Source organism: Pseudomonas sp. K2I15, from assembly GCF_002204795.1.
Taxonomy (GTDB): Bacteria; Pseudomonadota; Gammaproteobacteria; order Pseudomonadales; family Pseudomonadaceae; genus Aquipseudomonas.
The window spans coordinates 1-15,024 of record NZ_NIXO01000023.1; the positions used below are offsets into that span (position 1 = coordinate 1).

General features: G+C 62.2%; 14 protein-coding genes. 8 read left to right on the forward strand and 6 right to left on the reverse strand.

Annotated elements, in window-relative coordinates:
* Positions 1 to 330 precede the first annotated feature (330 nt).
* The 6 genes from ccoG (at position 331) to hemN (ending at position 7,178) form a co-directional block, all read left to right on the forward strand.
* Positions 331 to 1,746: a cytochrome c oxidase accessory protein CcoG gene (gene ccoG, locus CEC48_RS15485; RefSeq protein WP_088424533.1), complete on the forward strand. Its 1,416-nt coding sequence runs from the start codon at positions 331 to 333 to the stop codon at positions 1,744 to 1,746.
* Between the two features lie 30 nt (positions 1,747 to 1,776).
* On the forward strand, positions 1,777 to 2,316 hold the full coding sequence (locus CEC48_RS15490; RefSeq protein WP_088424534.1) for a FixH family protein: 540 nt from the start codon (positions 1,777 to 1,779) through the stop codon (positions 2,314 to 2,316).
* Positions 2,317 to 2,324: 8 nt separating this feature from the next.
* On the forward strand, positions 2,325 to 4,775 hold the full coding sequence (locus CEC48_RS15495; RefSeq protein ID WP_088424535.1) for a heavy metal translocating P-type ATPase: 2,451 nt from the start codon (positions 2,325 to 2,327) through the stop codon (positions 4,773 to 4,775).
* Between the two features lie 22 nt (positions 4,776 to 4,797).
* On the forward strand, positions 4,798 to 5,016 hold the full coding sequence (gene ccoS / locus CEC48_RS15500) for a cbb3-type cytochrome oxidase assembly protein CcoS (protein WP_003219033.1): 219 nt from the start codon (positions 4,798 to 4,800) through the stop codon (positions 5,014 to 5,016).
* Positions 5,009 to 5,692: a sulfite exporter TauE/SafE family protein gene (locus CEC48_RS15505; protein ID WP_088424536.1), complete on the forward strand. Its 684-nt coding sequence runs from the start codon at positions 5,009 to 5,011 to the stop codon at positions 5,690 to 5,692. The genes ccoS and CEC48_RS15505 overlap by 8 nt, the downstream gene beginning before the upstream one ends.
* 103 nt (positions 5,693 to 5,795) lie before the next feature.
* Positions 5,796 to 7,178 (forward strand): oxygen-independent coproporphyrinogen III oxidase, encoded by a 1,383-nt coding sequence (gene hemN / locus CEC48_RS15510; RefSeq protein WP_088424537.1) that lies wholly within the window; start codon positions 5,796 to 5,798, stop codon positions 7,176 to 7,178.
* Between the two features lie 7 nt (positions 7,179 to 7,185).
* Here hemN and CEC48_RS15515 read toward each other — a convergent pair whose 3' ends face one another.
* Positions 7,186 to 7,671: a hypothetical protein gene (locus tag CEC48_RS15515; protein ID WP_088424538.1), complete on the reverse strand. Its 486-nt coding sequence runs from the start codon at positions 7,669 to 7,671 to the stop codon at positions 7,186 to 7,188.
* A 154-nt stretch (positions 7,672 to 7,825) separates the two neighbouring features.
* On the opposite strand from CEC48_RS15515, the gene fnr reads away from it, so the two are divergent.
* Together fnr and CEC48_RS15525 are read left to right on the forward strand one after the other, a co-directional pair.
* On the forward strand, positions 7,826 to 8,560 hold the full coding sequence (fnr, locus tag CEC48_RS15520) for a fumarate/nitrate reduction transcriptional regulator Fnr (RefSeq protein WP_003219044.1): 735 nt from the start codon (positions 7,826 to 7,828) through the stop codon (positions 8,558 to 8,560).
* A gap of 80 nt (positions 8,561 to 8,640) precedes the next feature.
* Complete coding sequence (locus tag CEC48_RS15525; RefSeq protein WP_010176387.1) at positions 8,641 to 9,189, forward strand: adenine phosphoribosyltransferase; 549 nt, start codon at positions 8,641 to 8,643, stop codon at positions 9,187 to 9,189.
* A 79-nt stretch (positions 9,190 to 9,268) separates the two neighbouring features.
* On the opposite strand, the gene CEC48_RS15530 is transcribed toward CEC48_RS15525, so the two are convergent.
* From CEC48_RS15530 to dnaX, 5 genes are all read right to left on the reverse strand, one after another.
* Entirely contained in the window at positions 9,269 to 10,417 is a 1,149-nt protein-coding gene (locus CEC48_RS15530) for an acyl-CoA dehydrogenase family protein (RefSeq protein ID WP_088424539.1), read from the reverse strand.
* A 200-nt stretch (positions 10,418 to 10,617) separates the two neighbouring features.
* Positions 10,618 to 11,220 (reverse strand): recombination mediator RecR, encoded by a 603-nt coding sequence (gene recR, locus CEC48_RS15535; RefSeq protein ID WP_088424540.1) that lies wholly within the window; start codon positions 11,218 to 11,220, stop codon positions 10,618 to 10,620.
* A gap of 65 nt (positions 11,221 to 11,285) precedes the next feature.
* Positions 11,286 to 12,320 carry an NADP-dependent oxidoreductase gene (locus CEC48_RS15540; RefSeq protein WP_088424541.1) on the reverse strand — a complete coding sequence of 345 codons (1,035 nt, stop codon included), beginning with the start codon at positions 12,318 to 12,320 and terminating at the stop codon, positions 11,286 to 11,288.
* 139 nt (positions 12,321 to 12,459) lie between these two features.
* On the reverse strand, positions 12,460 to 12,798 hold the full coding sequence (locus CEC48_RS15545; protein WP_003193199.1) for a YbaB/EbfC family nucleoid-associated protein: 339 nt from the start codon (positions 12,796 to 12,798) through the stop codon (positions 12,460 to 12,462).
* 43 nt (positions 12,799 to 12,841) lie between these two features.
* On the reverse strand, positions 12,842 to 14,899 hold the full coding sequence (dnaX, locus tag CEC48_RS15550) for a DNA polymerase III subunit gamma/tau (protein WP_088424542.1): 2,058 nt from the start codon (positions 14,897 to 14,899) through the stop codon (positions 12,842 to 12,844).
* Positions 14,900 to 15,024: the final 125 nt, after the last annotated feature.

A 15,024-nucleotide genomic window follows, 5' to 3' on the forward strand; every position in this document is an offset into this window, starting at 1 on the left:
GTGTATCAGTAACCAATAAGTTGACTGACACTGCGCATTCGCGAGCAAGCCCGCTCCCACATCAGACCTGCTTTGTTTTGAAGATCCGGGTCTCTTGGGTGACTGCATTCAGGGCCTGTCCGCCCACCGCAACAGCAAAAACCGTCCATACTTCACAAGTCAATTGATCCAGATCATGTACACCATCAATTGATTTCCCCCAACGCGACCAAAGGTCGCACCCTTTGAAGGGGATCAGGGGCGTATCATTACGCCACTGCAACACCCCTATTTTGACCCCGGCTGGCACGTACTGGCCGAGGCAAATCTCCACTGCCGTGGGATGCAATGATGAGCAATCAGATTCCGGTACAGAACGTTACCCCGCCTGCCAAAAATTCGAATAACACCGTCGATCTCTACGCGTCCCGAGAAAAAATCTACACCCGTGCCTTCACCGGTTTGTTCCGCAATTTGCGGATGCTCGGGGGTGCCGGTTTGTTCCTTCTCTACTTCGGCACGGTGTGGCTGAACTGGGGCGGCCACCAGGCCGTATGGTGGAACCTGCCGGAGCGTAAATTCTTTATTTTTGGCGCGACCTTCTGGCCCCAGGATTTCATCCTGCTATCGGGCATCCTGATCGTGGCGGCGTTTGGCCTGTTCTTCATCACGGTGTACGCCGGCCGCGTCTGGTGCGGTTACACCTGCCCGCAAAGCGTGTGGACATGGATTTTCATGTGGTGCGAAAAGGTCACCGAAGGCGACCGTAACCAGCGTATCAAGCTGGACAAGGCGCCGATGAGCGCCAACAAGTTCCTGCGCAAATTCAGCAAGCACAGCCTGTGGCTGATCATCGGTTTTGTCACCGGCATGACCTTCGTCGGCTACTTCTCGCCGATTCGTGAACTGGTGTTCGACTTCTTCACCGGCCAGGCCGATGGCTGGTCATATTTCTGGGTCGGCTTCTTCACCCTCGCCACCTACGGCAACGCCGGCTGGCTGCGCGAGCAGGTGTGCATCTACATGTGCCCGTATGCGCGCTTCCAGAGCGTGATGTTCGACAAGGACACCCTGATCGTCTCCTACGACCCGCGCCGTGGCGAAGCCCGTGGCCCGCGCAAAAAAGGCATCGACTACAAGGCCGAGGGCCTGGGGGATTGCATCGATTGCACGATGTGCGTGCAGGTGTGTCCCACCGGCATCGACATCCGCGACGGCCTGCAAATCGAATGTATCGGCTGCGCGGCCTGCATCGACGCCTGCGACAACATCATGGACAAGATGGAATACCCGCGCGGGCTGATCAGCTACACCACCGAGCACAATTTATCGGGGCAGAAAACCCATAAGCTGCGCCCGCGCCTGATCGGTTACGCGCTGGTGCTGCTGGCAATGATGAGCTTGTTGGCAGGCGCATTCTTCATGCGCTCCCTGGTAGGTTTCGACGTCAGCAAGGACCGCGTGCTGTACCGCGAAAACGCCGAGGGCCGGATCGAAAACGTCTACAGCCTGAAGATCATGAACAAGGACCAACGCGACCACACCTACGTGCTCGACGCCGCGGGCCTGCCGGACCTCAAGCTGCAAGGCCGGCGCGAGATCAAGGTGGCTGCCGGGGAAATCTTCAGCATGCCGGTCGAGTTGTCGAGCGCACCGGAGCAACTGCCGTCGAGCACCAACGAGGTGAAATTCATCCTCAAGGATGCCGATGACGACAGCGTTCACATTGAAGCCAAGAGCCGATTCATCGGCCCACAAGTCCGCTAAATAAAAAGCCGTTAACAAGAGAGCAGAACGATGCCCGCAGCTACTGCCGCAAGCCCCTGGTACAAGCACCTCTGGCCCTGGATCATCATTGGGATCCTGACCTGCTCGGTGACGTTGACCTTGTCCATGGTGACCATCGCGGTGAACAACCCCGACAACCTGGTCAACGACAACTACTACGAGGCCGGTAAAGGCATCAACCGCTCCCTGGACCGCGAACTGCTGGCCCAGACCCTGCAACTGCGCGCCAAGGTGCACCTGGACGCGCTGACCGGCGAAGTCGAATTGCACCTGACCGGCAACAGCGGGCCCACCACCCTGGAACTGAACCTGATTTCGCCGACCCAGCCGGAGAAGGATCGCAAGATCATCCTCACCCGCAGCGACAGCGAACCCGGCCGCTACATCGGCCAGGTGACCGACAAGGTCGAAGGCCGCCGCTTCGTCGAATTGCTGGGGGTGGAAGGCGACAGGACCTGGCGCATGTTCGAAGAAGAACAGGTCAGCCATGACAAGGACTTGCTGCTGGGCGACGAGCCGCTGCAGGGTGCTGAAGACCTGAAAAAATAGCACCGGCCATGAGCACCCCAATCCCTTGCTACCACTGTGCCCTGCCCGTCCCGCCGGGCAGCCGGTTCACCGCCGTGATCCTCGGCGAGTCCCGCGAGCTGTGCTGCCCGGGCTGCCAGGCGGTGGCCGAGGCGATTGTCGCAGGCGGCCTTGAAAGCTATTACCAGCACCGTAGCGAAGCCTCGGCCAACCCCGAAGCTCTGCCGGTGCAACGGGTGGACGAGCTGGCGCTGTATGACCGTGCCGATGTGCAAAAGCCCTTCGTGCGCCACGACGGCGATCTGTCGCAAGCCACCCTGTTGATGGAAGGCATCAGCTGCGCCGCCTGTGGCTGGTTGATCGAAAAACACCTGCGCAGCCTGCCGGCCGTGTCCGAGGCGCGCCTGAACCTGTCCAACCACCGCCTGCACGTGCGCTGGGCCGACGGGCAATTACCGCTGAGCCAACTGCTCGGCGAGTTGCGCCATATCGGCTACGCCGCCCACCCGTATCAAGCCGACCGCGCCGCCGAACAACTGGCCAGCGAGAACCGCCTGGCCTTGCGCCAATTGGGCGTGGCCGGGCTGCTGTGGTTCCAGGCGATGATGGCGACGATGGCCACCTGGCCGGAATTCAATATCGACCTGAGCCCGGAGCTGCACGTGATCCTGCGTTGGGTCGCGATGTTTCTTACGACGCCGATCGTGTTCTACAGCTGCGCGCCGTTTTTCAAAGGCGCGATGCGCGACCTGCGCACCCGCCACCTGACCATGGATGTTTCGGTGTCGCTGGCGATCGGCGGCGCTTATCTGGCCGGAATCTGGACCGCCATCACCGGCACCGGCGAACTGTATTTCGATGCGGTCGGCATGTTTGCCCTGTTCCTGCTGGCCGGGCGCTACCTGGAACGCCGCGCACGGGAACGCACAGCGGCGGCCACCGCACAGTTAGTCAACCTGTTGCCGGCCTCGTGCCTGCGCATGAGTGCCGATGGGCAAAGTGAACGCATCCTGCTCAGCGAACTGGCCCTGGGCGACCGGGTGCTGGTGCATCCGGGTGCGGTGCTGCCGGCAGACGGCATCATCCTCGACGGCCAGTCGAGCATCGACGAATCGCTGCTGACCGGCGAGTACCTGCCGCAACCGCGACAGGTTGGCGATGCCGTCACCGCCGGCACCCTCAATGTCGAAGGCGCGCTGACCGTTGAAGTGCGCGCCCTGGGTCACGACACGCGCCTGTCGGCCATCGTGCGTCTGCTGGAGCGAGCGCAAGCGGAGAAACCCCAGCTGGCAGAGATCGCCGACCGCGCCGCCCAATGGTTCCTGTTGTGCTCGTTGATCGCCGCTGCGGTGATCGGCCTGGTGTGGTGGGAGCTGGATTCGTCACGGGCGTTCTGGATTGTCCTGGCGATGCTGGTTGCGACCTGCCCTTGCGCGCTCTCCCTGGCAACACCCACCGCCCTGACGGCAGCCACCGGCACCCTGCACAAACTCGGCCTGCTATTGACCCGGGGCCACGTGCTGGAAGGGCTGAACCAGATCGATACAGTGATTTTCGACAAGACCGGCACCCTTACCGAAGGTCGCCTGGCCTTGCGTGCTATCCGTCCGTTGAGCGTGCTGGGCAGCGATGAGTGCCTGAGCCTTGCGGCAGCGTTGGAGCAACGTTCGGAACATCCGATTGCCCGCGCTTTTGGCCGTGCACCACTGGCGGCGGATGAGGTGCTCAGCACGCCGGGCCTGGGGCTGGAAGGACGCGTCGGCAAGCGCCAATTGCGCATTGGCCAGCCGGGCTTTGTCTGCGAGCTGAGCGGTTGTGCCCTCCCCGCCTCGCCGGAGGAAGCTGGGCAATGGTTGCTGCTGGGCGACACCGGCGGCGCCCTGGCCTGGTTTGTCCTGGATGACCGCCTGCGCAGCGACGCACCCGCCTTGCTCGCCGCCTGCAAGGCACGCGGCTGGCGCACCTTGCTGCTGTCGGGGGACAGCTCGCCGATGGTCGCCAGCGTCGCCGCTGAACTGGGTATCGACGAAGCCCATGGCGGCTTGCGCCCCGACGACAAGCTGCAAATGCTGCAACAGTTGCACAAGGAAGGCCGCAAGGTGCTGATGCTCGGCGATGGCGTCAACGACGTGCCGGTACTGGCCGCCGCCGACATCAGCGTGGCGATGGGCTCGGCCACCGACCTGGCCAAGACCAGCGCCGACGCGGTGCTGCTGTCCAACCGCCTCGATGCCCTGGTGCAAGCCTTTACCCTGGCCCGGCGCACCCGCCGGGTAATCATTGAAAACCTGCTGTGGGCCGGGCTGTACAATGGCCTGATGTTGCCATTCGCCGCCCTCGGCTGGATCACCCCCATCTGGGCCGCGATCGGTATGTCCCTCAGTTCGTTGACCGTGGTGCTCAACGCCCTGCGCCTGACTCGCATGCCGAGCGCGCCGGCCGCAAACGCCGCCCCCGTAACCCGTCCGTTGCCGGCTTGAGCCGCGCGGGCATGGAGTGCAGATGCCAGCTCTTTACGTGATGATCCCGGCGGCGCTGTTGATCGTGGCCATCGCCATTTACATCTTCTTCTGGGCGGTGGACAGCGGCCAGTACGACGATTTAGACGGCCCGGCACACAGCGTGCTGTTCGACGACCAGGACCCCAATCACCTGGCGGCCGTCGATGAAGCCAACGGCCCTGAGCAACCGCCCAAGCCCAAAGACCCGCCCCATGCTTGAACTGGCGCCCTTACTGGTCTCGGCGGTGATCCTCGGCCTGCTGGGCGGCGGCCATTGCCTGGGCATGTGCGGCGGGCTGATGGGCGCGCTGACCCTGGCGATTCCCAAGGAGCAACGCAGCCGGCGCTTTCGCCTGCTGCTGGCCTACAACCTCGGGCGCATCCTCAGCTACGCCACCGCCGGCCTGTTGATCGGCCTGGCCGGCTGGGCGGTGGCCAACAGCCCGGCGGCGATGTTCATGCGCATCCTCGCCGGGCTGCTGCTGATCTGCATGGGGTTGTACCTGGCCGGCTGGTGGAGCGGCCTGACTCGTATCGAAAGCCTCGGGCGCGGCCTGTGGCGCCATATCCAGCCGATTGCCAACCGTTTGCTGCCGGTGTCCAGCCTGCCCCGGGCATTGCTGCTGGGCGCGCTCTGGGGCTGGTTGCCGTGCGGGCTGGTCTACAGCACCCTGCTATGGGCTGCCAGCCAAGGCAATGCGCTGGACAGTGCAGTGCTGATGCTCGCGTTCGGCCTCGGTACATGGCCAGTGCTGCTCGCCACCGGGCTGGCAGCCGAACGTGTCACAGCGCTGTTACGCAAACGCAGCGTGCGCATGACCGGTGGCCTGCTGGTGATTGTGTTTGGCCTATGGACGTTGCCAGGCCCGCACCAGCACTGGCTTATGGGCCACTAGATCGCCATGTGGCATAGCGCCGCTCCCCGTTGATGCAAATCAAGATGGCCTCTGCACCCTGCCCCTAGACTCGGCCCACTAGCCTATCCGGGGGAACGCCCGCATGCTCGACGCCATTCGTTGGGACACTGATCTGATTCACCGCTACGACCTGGCGGGGCCGCGCTACACTTCGTACCCCACCGCCGTACAATTCGACAGCCAGGTCGGCACCTTCGACCTGCTCCACGCCCTGCGCGACAGTCGCAAGGCCGCACGGCCATTGTCGCTGTATGTGCATGTGCCGTTCTGCGCGAATATTTGCTACTACTGCGCCTGCAATAAGGTCATCACCAAGGACCGTGGCCGGGCCCACGCCTACCTGCAACGCCTGGAGCAGGAAATCCAGCTGGTGGCCTGCCACCTCGACCCCAAACAGCCGGTGGAGCAACTGCACTTTGGCGGCGGCACCCCGACTTTCCTCAGCCACGACGAGTTGCGCCAGGTAATGGCCCGGCTGCGCCAGCACTTCAACCTGCTGGACGATGATTCCGGCGACTACGGGATTGAAATCGACCCACGGGAAGCCGACTGGGCGACCATGGGCCTGCTGCGCGAACTGGGTTTCAACCGCGTCAGTATCGGCGTGCAGGACCTTGACCCCGACGTGCAGCGCGCGGTGAACCGCCTGCAAAGCCTGGAAGAAACCCGGGCGGTAATCGACGCGGCGCGCACCCTGCAATTTCGCTCGATCAATATCGACCTGATCTACGGCTTGCCCAAGCAGACGCCGCTGAACTTCGCGCGCACCGTGGAGGAAGTGATCAAGCTGCAACCGGATCGCCTGTCAGTGTTCAACTATGCGCACCTGCCGGAGCGTTTCATGCCCCAGCGGCGGATCAACACCGACGACCTGCCCTCCCCGGCCGAAAAACTGTTGATGCTGCAAACCACCATCGAACAGTTGACCCAGGCGGGCTACCGCTACATCGGCATGGACCACTTTGCCCTGCCGGATGACGAACTGGCCGTCGCCCAGGAAGAAGGCAGGCTGCAACGCAACTTCCAGGGCTACACCACCCACGGGCATTGCGATTTGATCGGGCTTGGGGTGTCGGCGATCAGCCAGATTGGCGACCTGTACTGCCAGAACAGTAGCGATCTGAATCAGTATCAGAACGCCTTGGCCTGCGCGCAACTGGCCACCAGCCGTGGCTTGTTGTGCACCACGGATGACCGGTTGCGTCGGGAAGTGATCCAGCAGTTGATCTGCAATTTCAGCCTGGCATTCGAGAAGATCGAACAGGCTTTCAATATCGATTTTCGCGGCTATTTCGACGAACTTTGGCCGCAGCTGGAGGCAATGGCCGAGGACGGGCTGATCGAACTCGACCCACAGGGCATCCGCGTACTACCGGCGGGACGCCTGCTGGTGCGGTCGGTGTGCATGGTGTTCGACGCCTACCTGGAGCACCAGAACCGGCAACGCTTCTCGCGGGTGATCTGAACGTGTGTTACTTCGCCATCAGGCTCATTGCTTCCATCTGAGCCTGAGGCGGCTCGTCTTTCAGGACTTTGGCCAATTGCGTCTGGGCTGTCATCAAGCCGGCCTGAATGGTCGCCACTTCGCCCTGCAAGCCTGCCACTTTGGCCTGGCGCGCCTCCGGGCTCATGGAGGTGTCAGCCATGGCCGCGGAGAGTTCGGCCATCTTTTCGGCCAGTTGCTTTCTCAGCTCGCGGATCATTTTCAACAGTTGCTTGGCGCTGTCGCTCAGGCTGCTTTCATCAATATCGCTATTGGAGGATTTCGCCGCCGAGGCCATGCCCATCCCCGCACCGGAAATGGTGACCTTCACGCCTTCAGTGGCACTGGGCTCGGCAGCCTTGGTTTCAGAAGCCGGGGCCTTGGCGTCGTCTTTTTCCTTGGCTGCATCGGCAGCCTTCCAAATCGACACCGCTGGCGTGTTGATAATCGGGTTTTGGACAGTACTGACTGACATGATCTGAGTTCCAACGTGTAAGAGGTACAACCTTGTATCGGCCTCGACACAATTTCCTTTATACCGTTGCTGCTTTTTTGTACACGCTGGTCGGATCGTCCCCCAGTGCGGTACCCTTACGTCTTATGTGTGTTTTCCCACAAGGATTTAAGAAATGTCCGAGCCAGTCAAACTGCGCGCTCATAGCCAGGCCCATTGCAAGGATTGCAGCCTGGCCCCCCTCTGCCTGCCACTTTCGTTGAATTTGGAAGACATGGAAGCGCTGGACGAAATCGTTAAACGTGGTCGCCCACTGAAAAAAGGCGAGTTTCTGTTTCGCCAGGGCGACAAGTTTGATTCCGTTTATGCAGTACGCTCGGGTGCGTTGAAAACCTTCAGCCTGAGCGATGGCGGCGAAGAACAGATCACCGGTTTCCACCTGCCCAGCGAGCTGGTCGGGCTGTCAGGCATGGACACCGAGATTCACCCGGTGTCGGCCCAGGCCCTGGAAACCACGTCGGTGTGTGAAATCCCGTTCGAGCGCCTGGATGAACTGGCCCTGCAGTTGCCGCAATTGCGCCGCCAACTGATGCGTGTGATGAGCCGTGAAATTCGCGACGACCAACAAATGATGCTGCTGCTGTCGAAGAAAACCGCCGACGAACGGATCGCCACCTTCCTGGTCAACCTCTCCGCGCGTTTCCGCGCCAGAGGCTTCTCGGCGAACCAGTTCCGCCTGAGCATGTCGCGCAACGAAATCGGCAACTACCTGGGCCTGGCGGTGGAAACCGTGTCCCGCGTATTCACCCGCTTCCAGCAGAACGAGTTGATTGCGGCCGAAGGCAAGGAAGTGCATATCCTCGACCCGATCCAGCTCTGCGCATTGGCTGGCGGTTCACTCGACGGTTGATCCAGACGCTTGCGGCCGAGCCAATCGGCTGGGCCGCAGGTATACTTCGAGTCCGTTTTCCTGCCCAGGACTCTTCGACGATGGTCTTCGATTCGTTCGACATCAAATCCCTGATTCGCCCAGTCATCGACTTCCCCAAGCCCGGGGTGATCTTTCGCGACATCACGCCGCTGTTCCAGTCGCCCAAGGCCTTGCGCCTGGTGGCCGACACCTTCGTGCACCGCTACGTCGAAGCAGAATTCACGCACATTGGTGCGATGGATGCGCGGGGCTTTTTGATCGGTTCGATCATTGCCTACCAGTTGAACAAGCCGCTGATCCTGTTCCGCAAGCAAGGCAAATTGCCGGCTGACGTGCTGGCCGAGGGTTATCAGACCGAGTACGGCGAAGCCTTTCTTGAAGTGCACGCCGACAGCCTGTGTGAAGGTGATTCGGTGCTGATGTTCGATGACCTGATCGCCACCGGCGGCACGCTGATCGCGGCGGCTAACCTGGCGCGACGCATGGGTGCGCGGATTTTCGAAGCGGCGGCAATTATTGATCTGCCGGAGCTGGGTGGGTCCCAGCGCCTGGAAGACATGGGGATCCCTACGTTCTGCCTGACGCAGTTTGCTTTAACAGATCGTTAAACCCAGATGCGTGTGGCGAATGATTCGGGGCTGCTTCGCAGCCCAACGGGAGCAAGCTCCCTCGCCACAAAAGCCCTTTTTATAGCCCCATCTGTTTGCTGATGATTTCATTCATCACTTCCCGAGTCCCGCCACCGATGGACAGGATGCGGTTGTCGCGATACAGCCGCTCCACCAGGTTGCCGCGCATGTAACCCTGGCCGCCGAGTATCTGCACCGCATCAAAGGTCACGCGGTCGGCGGTGTCGGTGGCGAGGTTCTTGGCCATGGAAATTTCCTTGATCACACTTTTGCCGGCGGCCATTTTGGCGGCCTGGCGGTAGGTGAATTCCCGGGAGACTTCCACCGCCGTGGCCATTTCCGCCAGGCGATGCTTGAGCACCTGGAATTTGCCGATGGGTTTGCCGAAGGCCTCGCGCTGGGCCGCCCACTTCAGGCTTTCCTCCAGGGCCATCTGCGCCGTCATGTTGGCCATCAAGGCCAGGGCCAGGCGCTCGCTCTGGAAGTTGCCCATGATGCAGGCGAAGCCCATGTTCTCGGCGCCGATCAGATTGCCTACCGGCACGCGGCAATCGTCGAAGAACAGTTCGGCAGTGTCCGACGCCCACCAGCCCATTTTCTTCAGCGGTGTGCCGGTGGTGAAGCCGGGCGTGTCCTTTTCGATCAATAGCAGGCTAATACCGCCAAAGCCCCGCCCGCCGGTGCGTACCGCAACAGTGTAGAAGTCGGCGCGCTGGCCGCTGGTGATAAAGGTTTTGCTGCCGCTGACCCGATAGTGGGCGCCGTCACGCACGGCACGGGTTTGCAGGTTGGCAACATCAGAGCCGCCGCCGGGCTCGGTGACGGCCAGGGCGGCGATCTTCTCGCCGGACAAAACCTGCGGCGCGACGCGATCGCGCACTTCAGGCCGAGCCCATTTGACGATGGGCGGCAAGCCGATATCCAGAGAGCCCAACCCCGCCACCACACCGCCGGAGCCGCAGCGCATCAGCTCTTCGCTGGCCGCGACCTTGGCGAACAGATCACCTTCGTGGCTGCCGCCCAGGGCTTCGGGATAACCGATCCCCAGAATCCCCGCCGCGCCCGCCTTAAGGTACAACTCACGGGGGAAGCTCTCGGCTTCCTCCCACTGCTCGATACCCGGCAACAGCTCGCGCTCGACGAAACGTCGCACGCTGTCACGGACCAATTGGTGGCTGGGGTCGAAGTATTCCTGATAGGCAGACATCGGCAAGCTCCACGGGAAGGTGGAGCGAACTTACCAAGCGCTTGCTTGGTTATCAAGCAAGACGAACGACTCGTGAACACCACAAAACAAATGTGGGAGCGGGCTTGCTCGCGAAGGCGGTGTGTCAGTCGCCAGATGAGTCGACTGAACCAGCGTATTCGCGAGCAAGCCCGCTCCCACATTTTGTCCTGCGGTGTTTGTTACAGGGCGATCGGCTTACGCCCGGCAAACGAATGCGCCAAGGTGCCGCCATCCACCAGTTCCAGCTCACCACCCAGCGGCACGCCATGGGCGATACGTGAAGTGATCAGGCCTTTGTTGGTCAGCAACTGGGCGATGTAATGGGCCGTGGCTTCACCTTCCACCGTAGGGTTGGTGGCCAGGATCACCTCGACAAAGGTGCCCTGCTGCTCGATCCGCGTCACCAGTTGCGGAATACCGATAGCTTCCGGCCCCAGCCCGTCCAGCGGCGACAGGTGGCCCTTGAGCACAAAGTAGCGCCCGCGGTAACCGGTCTGCTCCACCGCGTACACGTCCATGGGCCCTTCAACCACACACAGCACCGTGTCATCGCGACGCGGGTCGGCACATTGCGGGCAGAGTTCTTCCTCGGTCAGGGTGCGGCACTGGCGGCAGTGGCCTACCCCTTCCATCGCCTGGCTCAAGGCCAGGGCCAGCCGGGAGCCGCCGCTGCGATCACGCTCCAGCAATTGCAGCGCCATGCGCTGGGCGGTTTTCTGGCCCACGCCTGGCAAAGTGCGCAGGGCGTCGATCAGTTGACGAATCAGGGGGCTGAAGCTCATGGGCAAAGGTCCGACAAAACAACGAGACGCGGTTTATACCCGCGCCCCGGATTAGCGTCAAATGCTCAATCTTGTGCGACGCGCACCACCAACTTGCCGAAGTTGCGCCCCTCCAGCAAACCGATAAAGGCTTCAGGCGCCTGCTCCAGGCCTTCCACCACGTCCTCGCGGAACTTGATCTTGCCGTCGCGCACCCACGGCGCCATGGCGCTGAGGAATTCCGGCTGGCGGTCGCCGTAGTCGTCGAACACGATAAAACCCTGGATCCGCACACGCTTGGTCAGCAAGGTGCGTTGCAACGCAGGCAGCCGGTCGGGGCCGCTCGGCGCTTCGTGAGCGTTGTAGCCGGCGATCAGGCCGCACAGCGGGATCCGCGCCTTGGCGTTGAGCAGCGGCACGACCGCGTCGAATACCTTGCCGCCGACGTTTTCAAAGTAGATGTCGATGCCCTTGGGGCAAGCATGGGCCAGTTCCTCGGCAAAGTTGTCGCTCTTGTGATCGACGCAGGCGTCAAAACCCAGTTCGTCCACCACATAACGGCACTTGTCGGCGCCACCCGCCACGCCGACCACGCGCAGGCCCTTGATCTTCGCCACCTGGCCGACCACCGAGCCCACCGCGCCGGAAGCCGCTGCCACCACCAGGGTTTCCCCGGACTTGGGTTGGCCGATATCCGTGAGGCCCATATAAGCGGTCATGCCGGGCATACCCAGCACACCCAAGGCCATGGACGGGCTGGCCAGGCCCTTGGGCACCGGTATCAGGTTACGGCCATCGCAGATGCTGTGGCTCTGCCAGCCGGTGGAGCCAACCACCAGGTCACCCACTTCGAACTTGGGATTACGCGATTGCTCGATACGGCTGACAGCGCCGCCGGTCATAACCTCGTCGATTTCTACAGGCGCGGCGTAGGACGGCGCATCACTCATGCGCCCGCGCATGTAGGGATCCAGCGACAGGTAAAGGGTTTTCAGCAGCACCTGGCCGTCAGCCAGTTCCGGCAGCGCGACGCGCTCCAGGCGGAAGTTTTCCGGCACCGGTGCGCCGTGGGGGCGTGAGACCAGCACGATGCGCTGGTTGAGGGTCAATGACTCGGTCATCAGCGAGGCTCCTTCTATCGGTGATTGAATTCAACGGTATAGGGTGCAGACAGCATCCAAGCGTTACGCGTTCGATCAGCTTACGCCCAAAAAAAATGCCAGGCACAGGGCCTGGCATTTTCAGTATCGGGCTTGCCGATCAGAACGGCAGCTTCATACCCGGAGGCAGTTGCATGCCAGCGGTCACGCCAGACATCTTGTCCTGGCTATTGGCTTCGATCTTGCGCACGGCGTCGTTGACGGCCGCGGCGAACAGGGCCTCGAGCATTTCCAGGTCGTCTTCGCCCACGCCTGGCAATACGCTTGGGTCGATGCTCACGCGCTTGATGTCGTGACGACCGGTCATCACCACGCTGACCATATCGCCACCGGCTTTACCGGTGACTTCGGCGTTGGCCAGTTCTTCCTGCATCTTGGCCATTTTTTCCTGCATCTGCTGCGCCTGCTTCATCAGGCCGGCCATGCCACCTTTCATCATGGGAATCACCTCAAAAGTACGTGGATCAATTATTGGCCCCGGCTTATGACGCTTGGGGAACCGGGGCTTCTACAGGTTCAATAGTATCGTGACGCACCACCGCGCCAAACTGCTGCATCATCTGCTGGATGAGCGGATCACCGTGGATCGACTCTTCAGCCTCGCGCTGGCGGTTGACCCGGCGACGGGACGCCGCCTGGGCCGGGGTTTCCTGCTCGGGCTTGATCAGCTCGATGCTGATGGTCAGCGTGCGTTCGTGGAACTGGTTCAGGGCATCGTTGAGCCGGCGCTGCTGGGTCGCGTTGAACAGGGCGCTGTGGGCCGGGTCCAGGTGCAGCAACCAATGGTCGCCGTCCACGGCAATCAACGTGCAGTTGGCGGCGATGCTGCCGGTCATGCCGGAAATCGGCAGTTTCGGGAACAGCTCCAGCCATTGCAACGCCAGGCCGGTGGCCGGCATGGCAGCCGGTTCGGGCTCAGGCTCCGGGCCAGGCTCGGCGGTGTGTTCGCTGGCCAGGTCGTCCAGGTAGCTGTAGGCCGAATCGATGTCCGGCTCGATGTAGTCTTCGTCCAGCGGCGGCTCGTCGTCGAGGTCGGTGCCCGGGGTGGCGGCGTCCACTTGAGCGACGGTCGGCTCCGGTACCGGGGCCGCCACCCACTCGGGCGCGTCCGGCACCACGCTGTCCGGGGTTGGAGACGGCATCGGCGTCAGTTCGGGCTGCTCGGCGGCGGTTTCCAGCACGGGCTCGACGGCCGGCTGCAGCTCGACCTCGGCTTCTACCGGGTCGTTCCACGGCAAATCGACTTCAGGCACGGGCGCAGGCTCAACCACCGGCTCAGGCACGACCACAGGCGCTACTGGTTCGGCGACAACGGGTGCAGGCGCAGGTGCAACAGGCGAAGGCGGTGCAACCACTGGCGCGACAACAGCCGGGCCAGCCACTGGTTTGGCGGAATCAACTGTGGCCTGGCTGATCCCCACTGGCTTTAGCGGCCGTCTCGGCGCATCCGCCGTGTCGGCGGGCCTGAAGGCCAGCATCCGCAGCAGGACCATTTCGAAGCCGCCGCGCGGGTCGGGTGCCAACGGCAAGTCACGTCGGCCAATCAGGCCCATCTGGTAGTAGAACTGCACATCTTCGGCCGGCAACGCCTGGGCCAGGGCCAACACGCGGTCGCGGTCGCCATGGCCGTTGTCGACACCCTCAGGCAAGGCCTGGGCGATGGCGACGCGGTGCAGCACGTTGAGAATTTCCGAGAGCACGCCATTCCAGTCCGGGCCTTGCTCGGACAGGTGGCGCACCGCTTCGAGCAGCGCCTTGGCATCGCCTTCGATCAGCGCGTGCAGCACATCGAACACCTGGCCGTGGTCCAGGGTGCCGAGCATCGCCCGCACGTCGGCGGCCATGACCTTGCCTTCACCGAAGGCGATGGCCTGGTCGGTGAGACTCATGGCGTCACGCATCGAGCCGTCGGCGGCACGGCCCAGCAGCCACAGGGCGTCGTCTTCGAACGGCACGTTCTCGACGCCCAGCACGTGGGTCAAATGCTCGACCACGCGTTCCGGGGTCATGTTTTTCAGGGAGAACTGCAGGCACCGCGACAGAATCGTTGCAGGAAGTTTCTGCGGGTCGGTGGTGGCCAGGATGAATTTGACGTAGGGCGGCGGCTCTTCCAGGGTTTTCAACAAGGCGTTGAAGGAGTGGCTGGAGAGCATGTGCACTTCGTCGATCAGGTAGACCTTGAAGCGGCCACGGCTCGGCGCGTACTGCACGTTGTCGAGCAGCTCGCGGGTGTCTTCGACCTTGGTGCGGCTCGCGGCGTCGATCTCGATCAGGTCGACAAAGCGCCCTTCGTCGATTTCCCGGCACACCGAGCACGTACCGCACGGCGTCGAGGTGATGCCGGTTTCACAGTTCAGGCACTTGGCAATGATGCGGGCAATGGTGGTCTTGCCCACGCCGCGGGTACCGGTAAACAGATAGGCGTGGTGCAGCCGCTGGCTGTCCAAGGCATTGATCAGAGCCTTGAGCACATGGGTCTGGCCGACCATTTCGCGGAACGAGCGCGGACGCCATTTACGTGCAAGAACCTGATAACTCATCGAAAACCGTCGCAACTGGGAAGCGGAAGCGGGTAATGCTAGCGGAGCAAGGGGGAAATTGCATCCGGCACGCTCGTCTAATCTGACTAAGCTGGTCTAACCAAGCCTGAAAAGGCGAAACCCGG

Coding starts and splice junctions, on each gene's coding strand:
- CEC48_RS15540 (WP_088424541.1), bottom strand. CDS start 12,320: ATGACCGAGTCATTGACCCTCAACCAGCGCATCGTGCTGGTCTCACGC.
- CEC48_RS15505 (WP_088424536.1), top strand. CDS start 5,009: ATGCTTGAACTGGCGCCCTTACTGGTCTCGGCGGTGATCCTCGGCCTG.
- recR (WP_088424540.1), bottom strand. CDS start 11,220: ATGAGCTTCAGCCCCCTGATTCGTCAACTGATCGACGCCCTGCGCACT.
- CEC48_RS15495 (WP_088424535.1), top strand. CDS start 2,325: ATGAGCACCCCAATCCCTTGCTACCACTGTGCCCTGCCCGTCCCGCCG.
- dnaX (WP_088424542.1), bottom strand. CDS start 14,899: ATGAGTTATCAGGTTCTTGCACGTAAATGGCGTCCGCGCTCGTTCCGC.
- CEC48_RS15525 (WP_010176387.1), top strand. CDS start 8,641: ATGGTCTTCGATTCGTTCGACATCAAATCCCTGATTCGCCCAGTCATC.
- CEC48_RS15515 (WP_088424538.1), bottom strand. CDS start 7,671: ATGTCAGTCAGTACTGTCCAAAACCCGATTATCAACACGCCAGCGGTG.
- ccoS (WP_003219033.1), top strand. CDS start 4,798: ATGCCAGCTCTTTACGTGATGATCCCGGCGGCGCTGTTGATCGTGGCC.
- CEC48_RS15545 (WP_003193199.1), bottom strand. CDS start 12,798: ATGATGAAAGGTGGCATGGCCGGCCTGATGAAGCAGGCGCAGCAGATG.
- hemN (WP_088424537.1), top strand. CDS start 5,796: ATGCTCGACGCCATTCGTTGGGACACTGATCTGATTCACCGCTACGAC.
- ccoG (WP_088424533.1), top strand. CDS start 331: ATGAGCAATCAGATTCCGGTACAGAACGTTACCCCGCCTGCCAAAAAT.
- fnr (WP_003219044.1), top strand. CDS start 7,826: ATGTCCGAGCCAGTCAAACTGCGCGCTCATAGCCAGGCCCATTGCAAG.
- CEC48_RS15490 (WP_088424534.1), top strand. CDS start 1,777: ATGCCCGCAGCTACTGCCGCAAGCCCCTGGTACAAGCACCTCTGGCCC.
- CEC48_RS15530 (WP_088424539.1), bottom strand. CDS start 10,417: ATGTCTGCCTATCAGGAATACTTCGACCCCAGCCACCAATTGGTCCGT.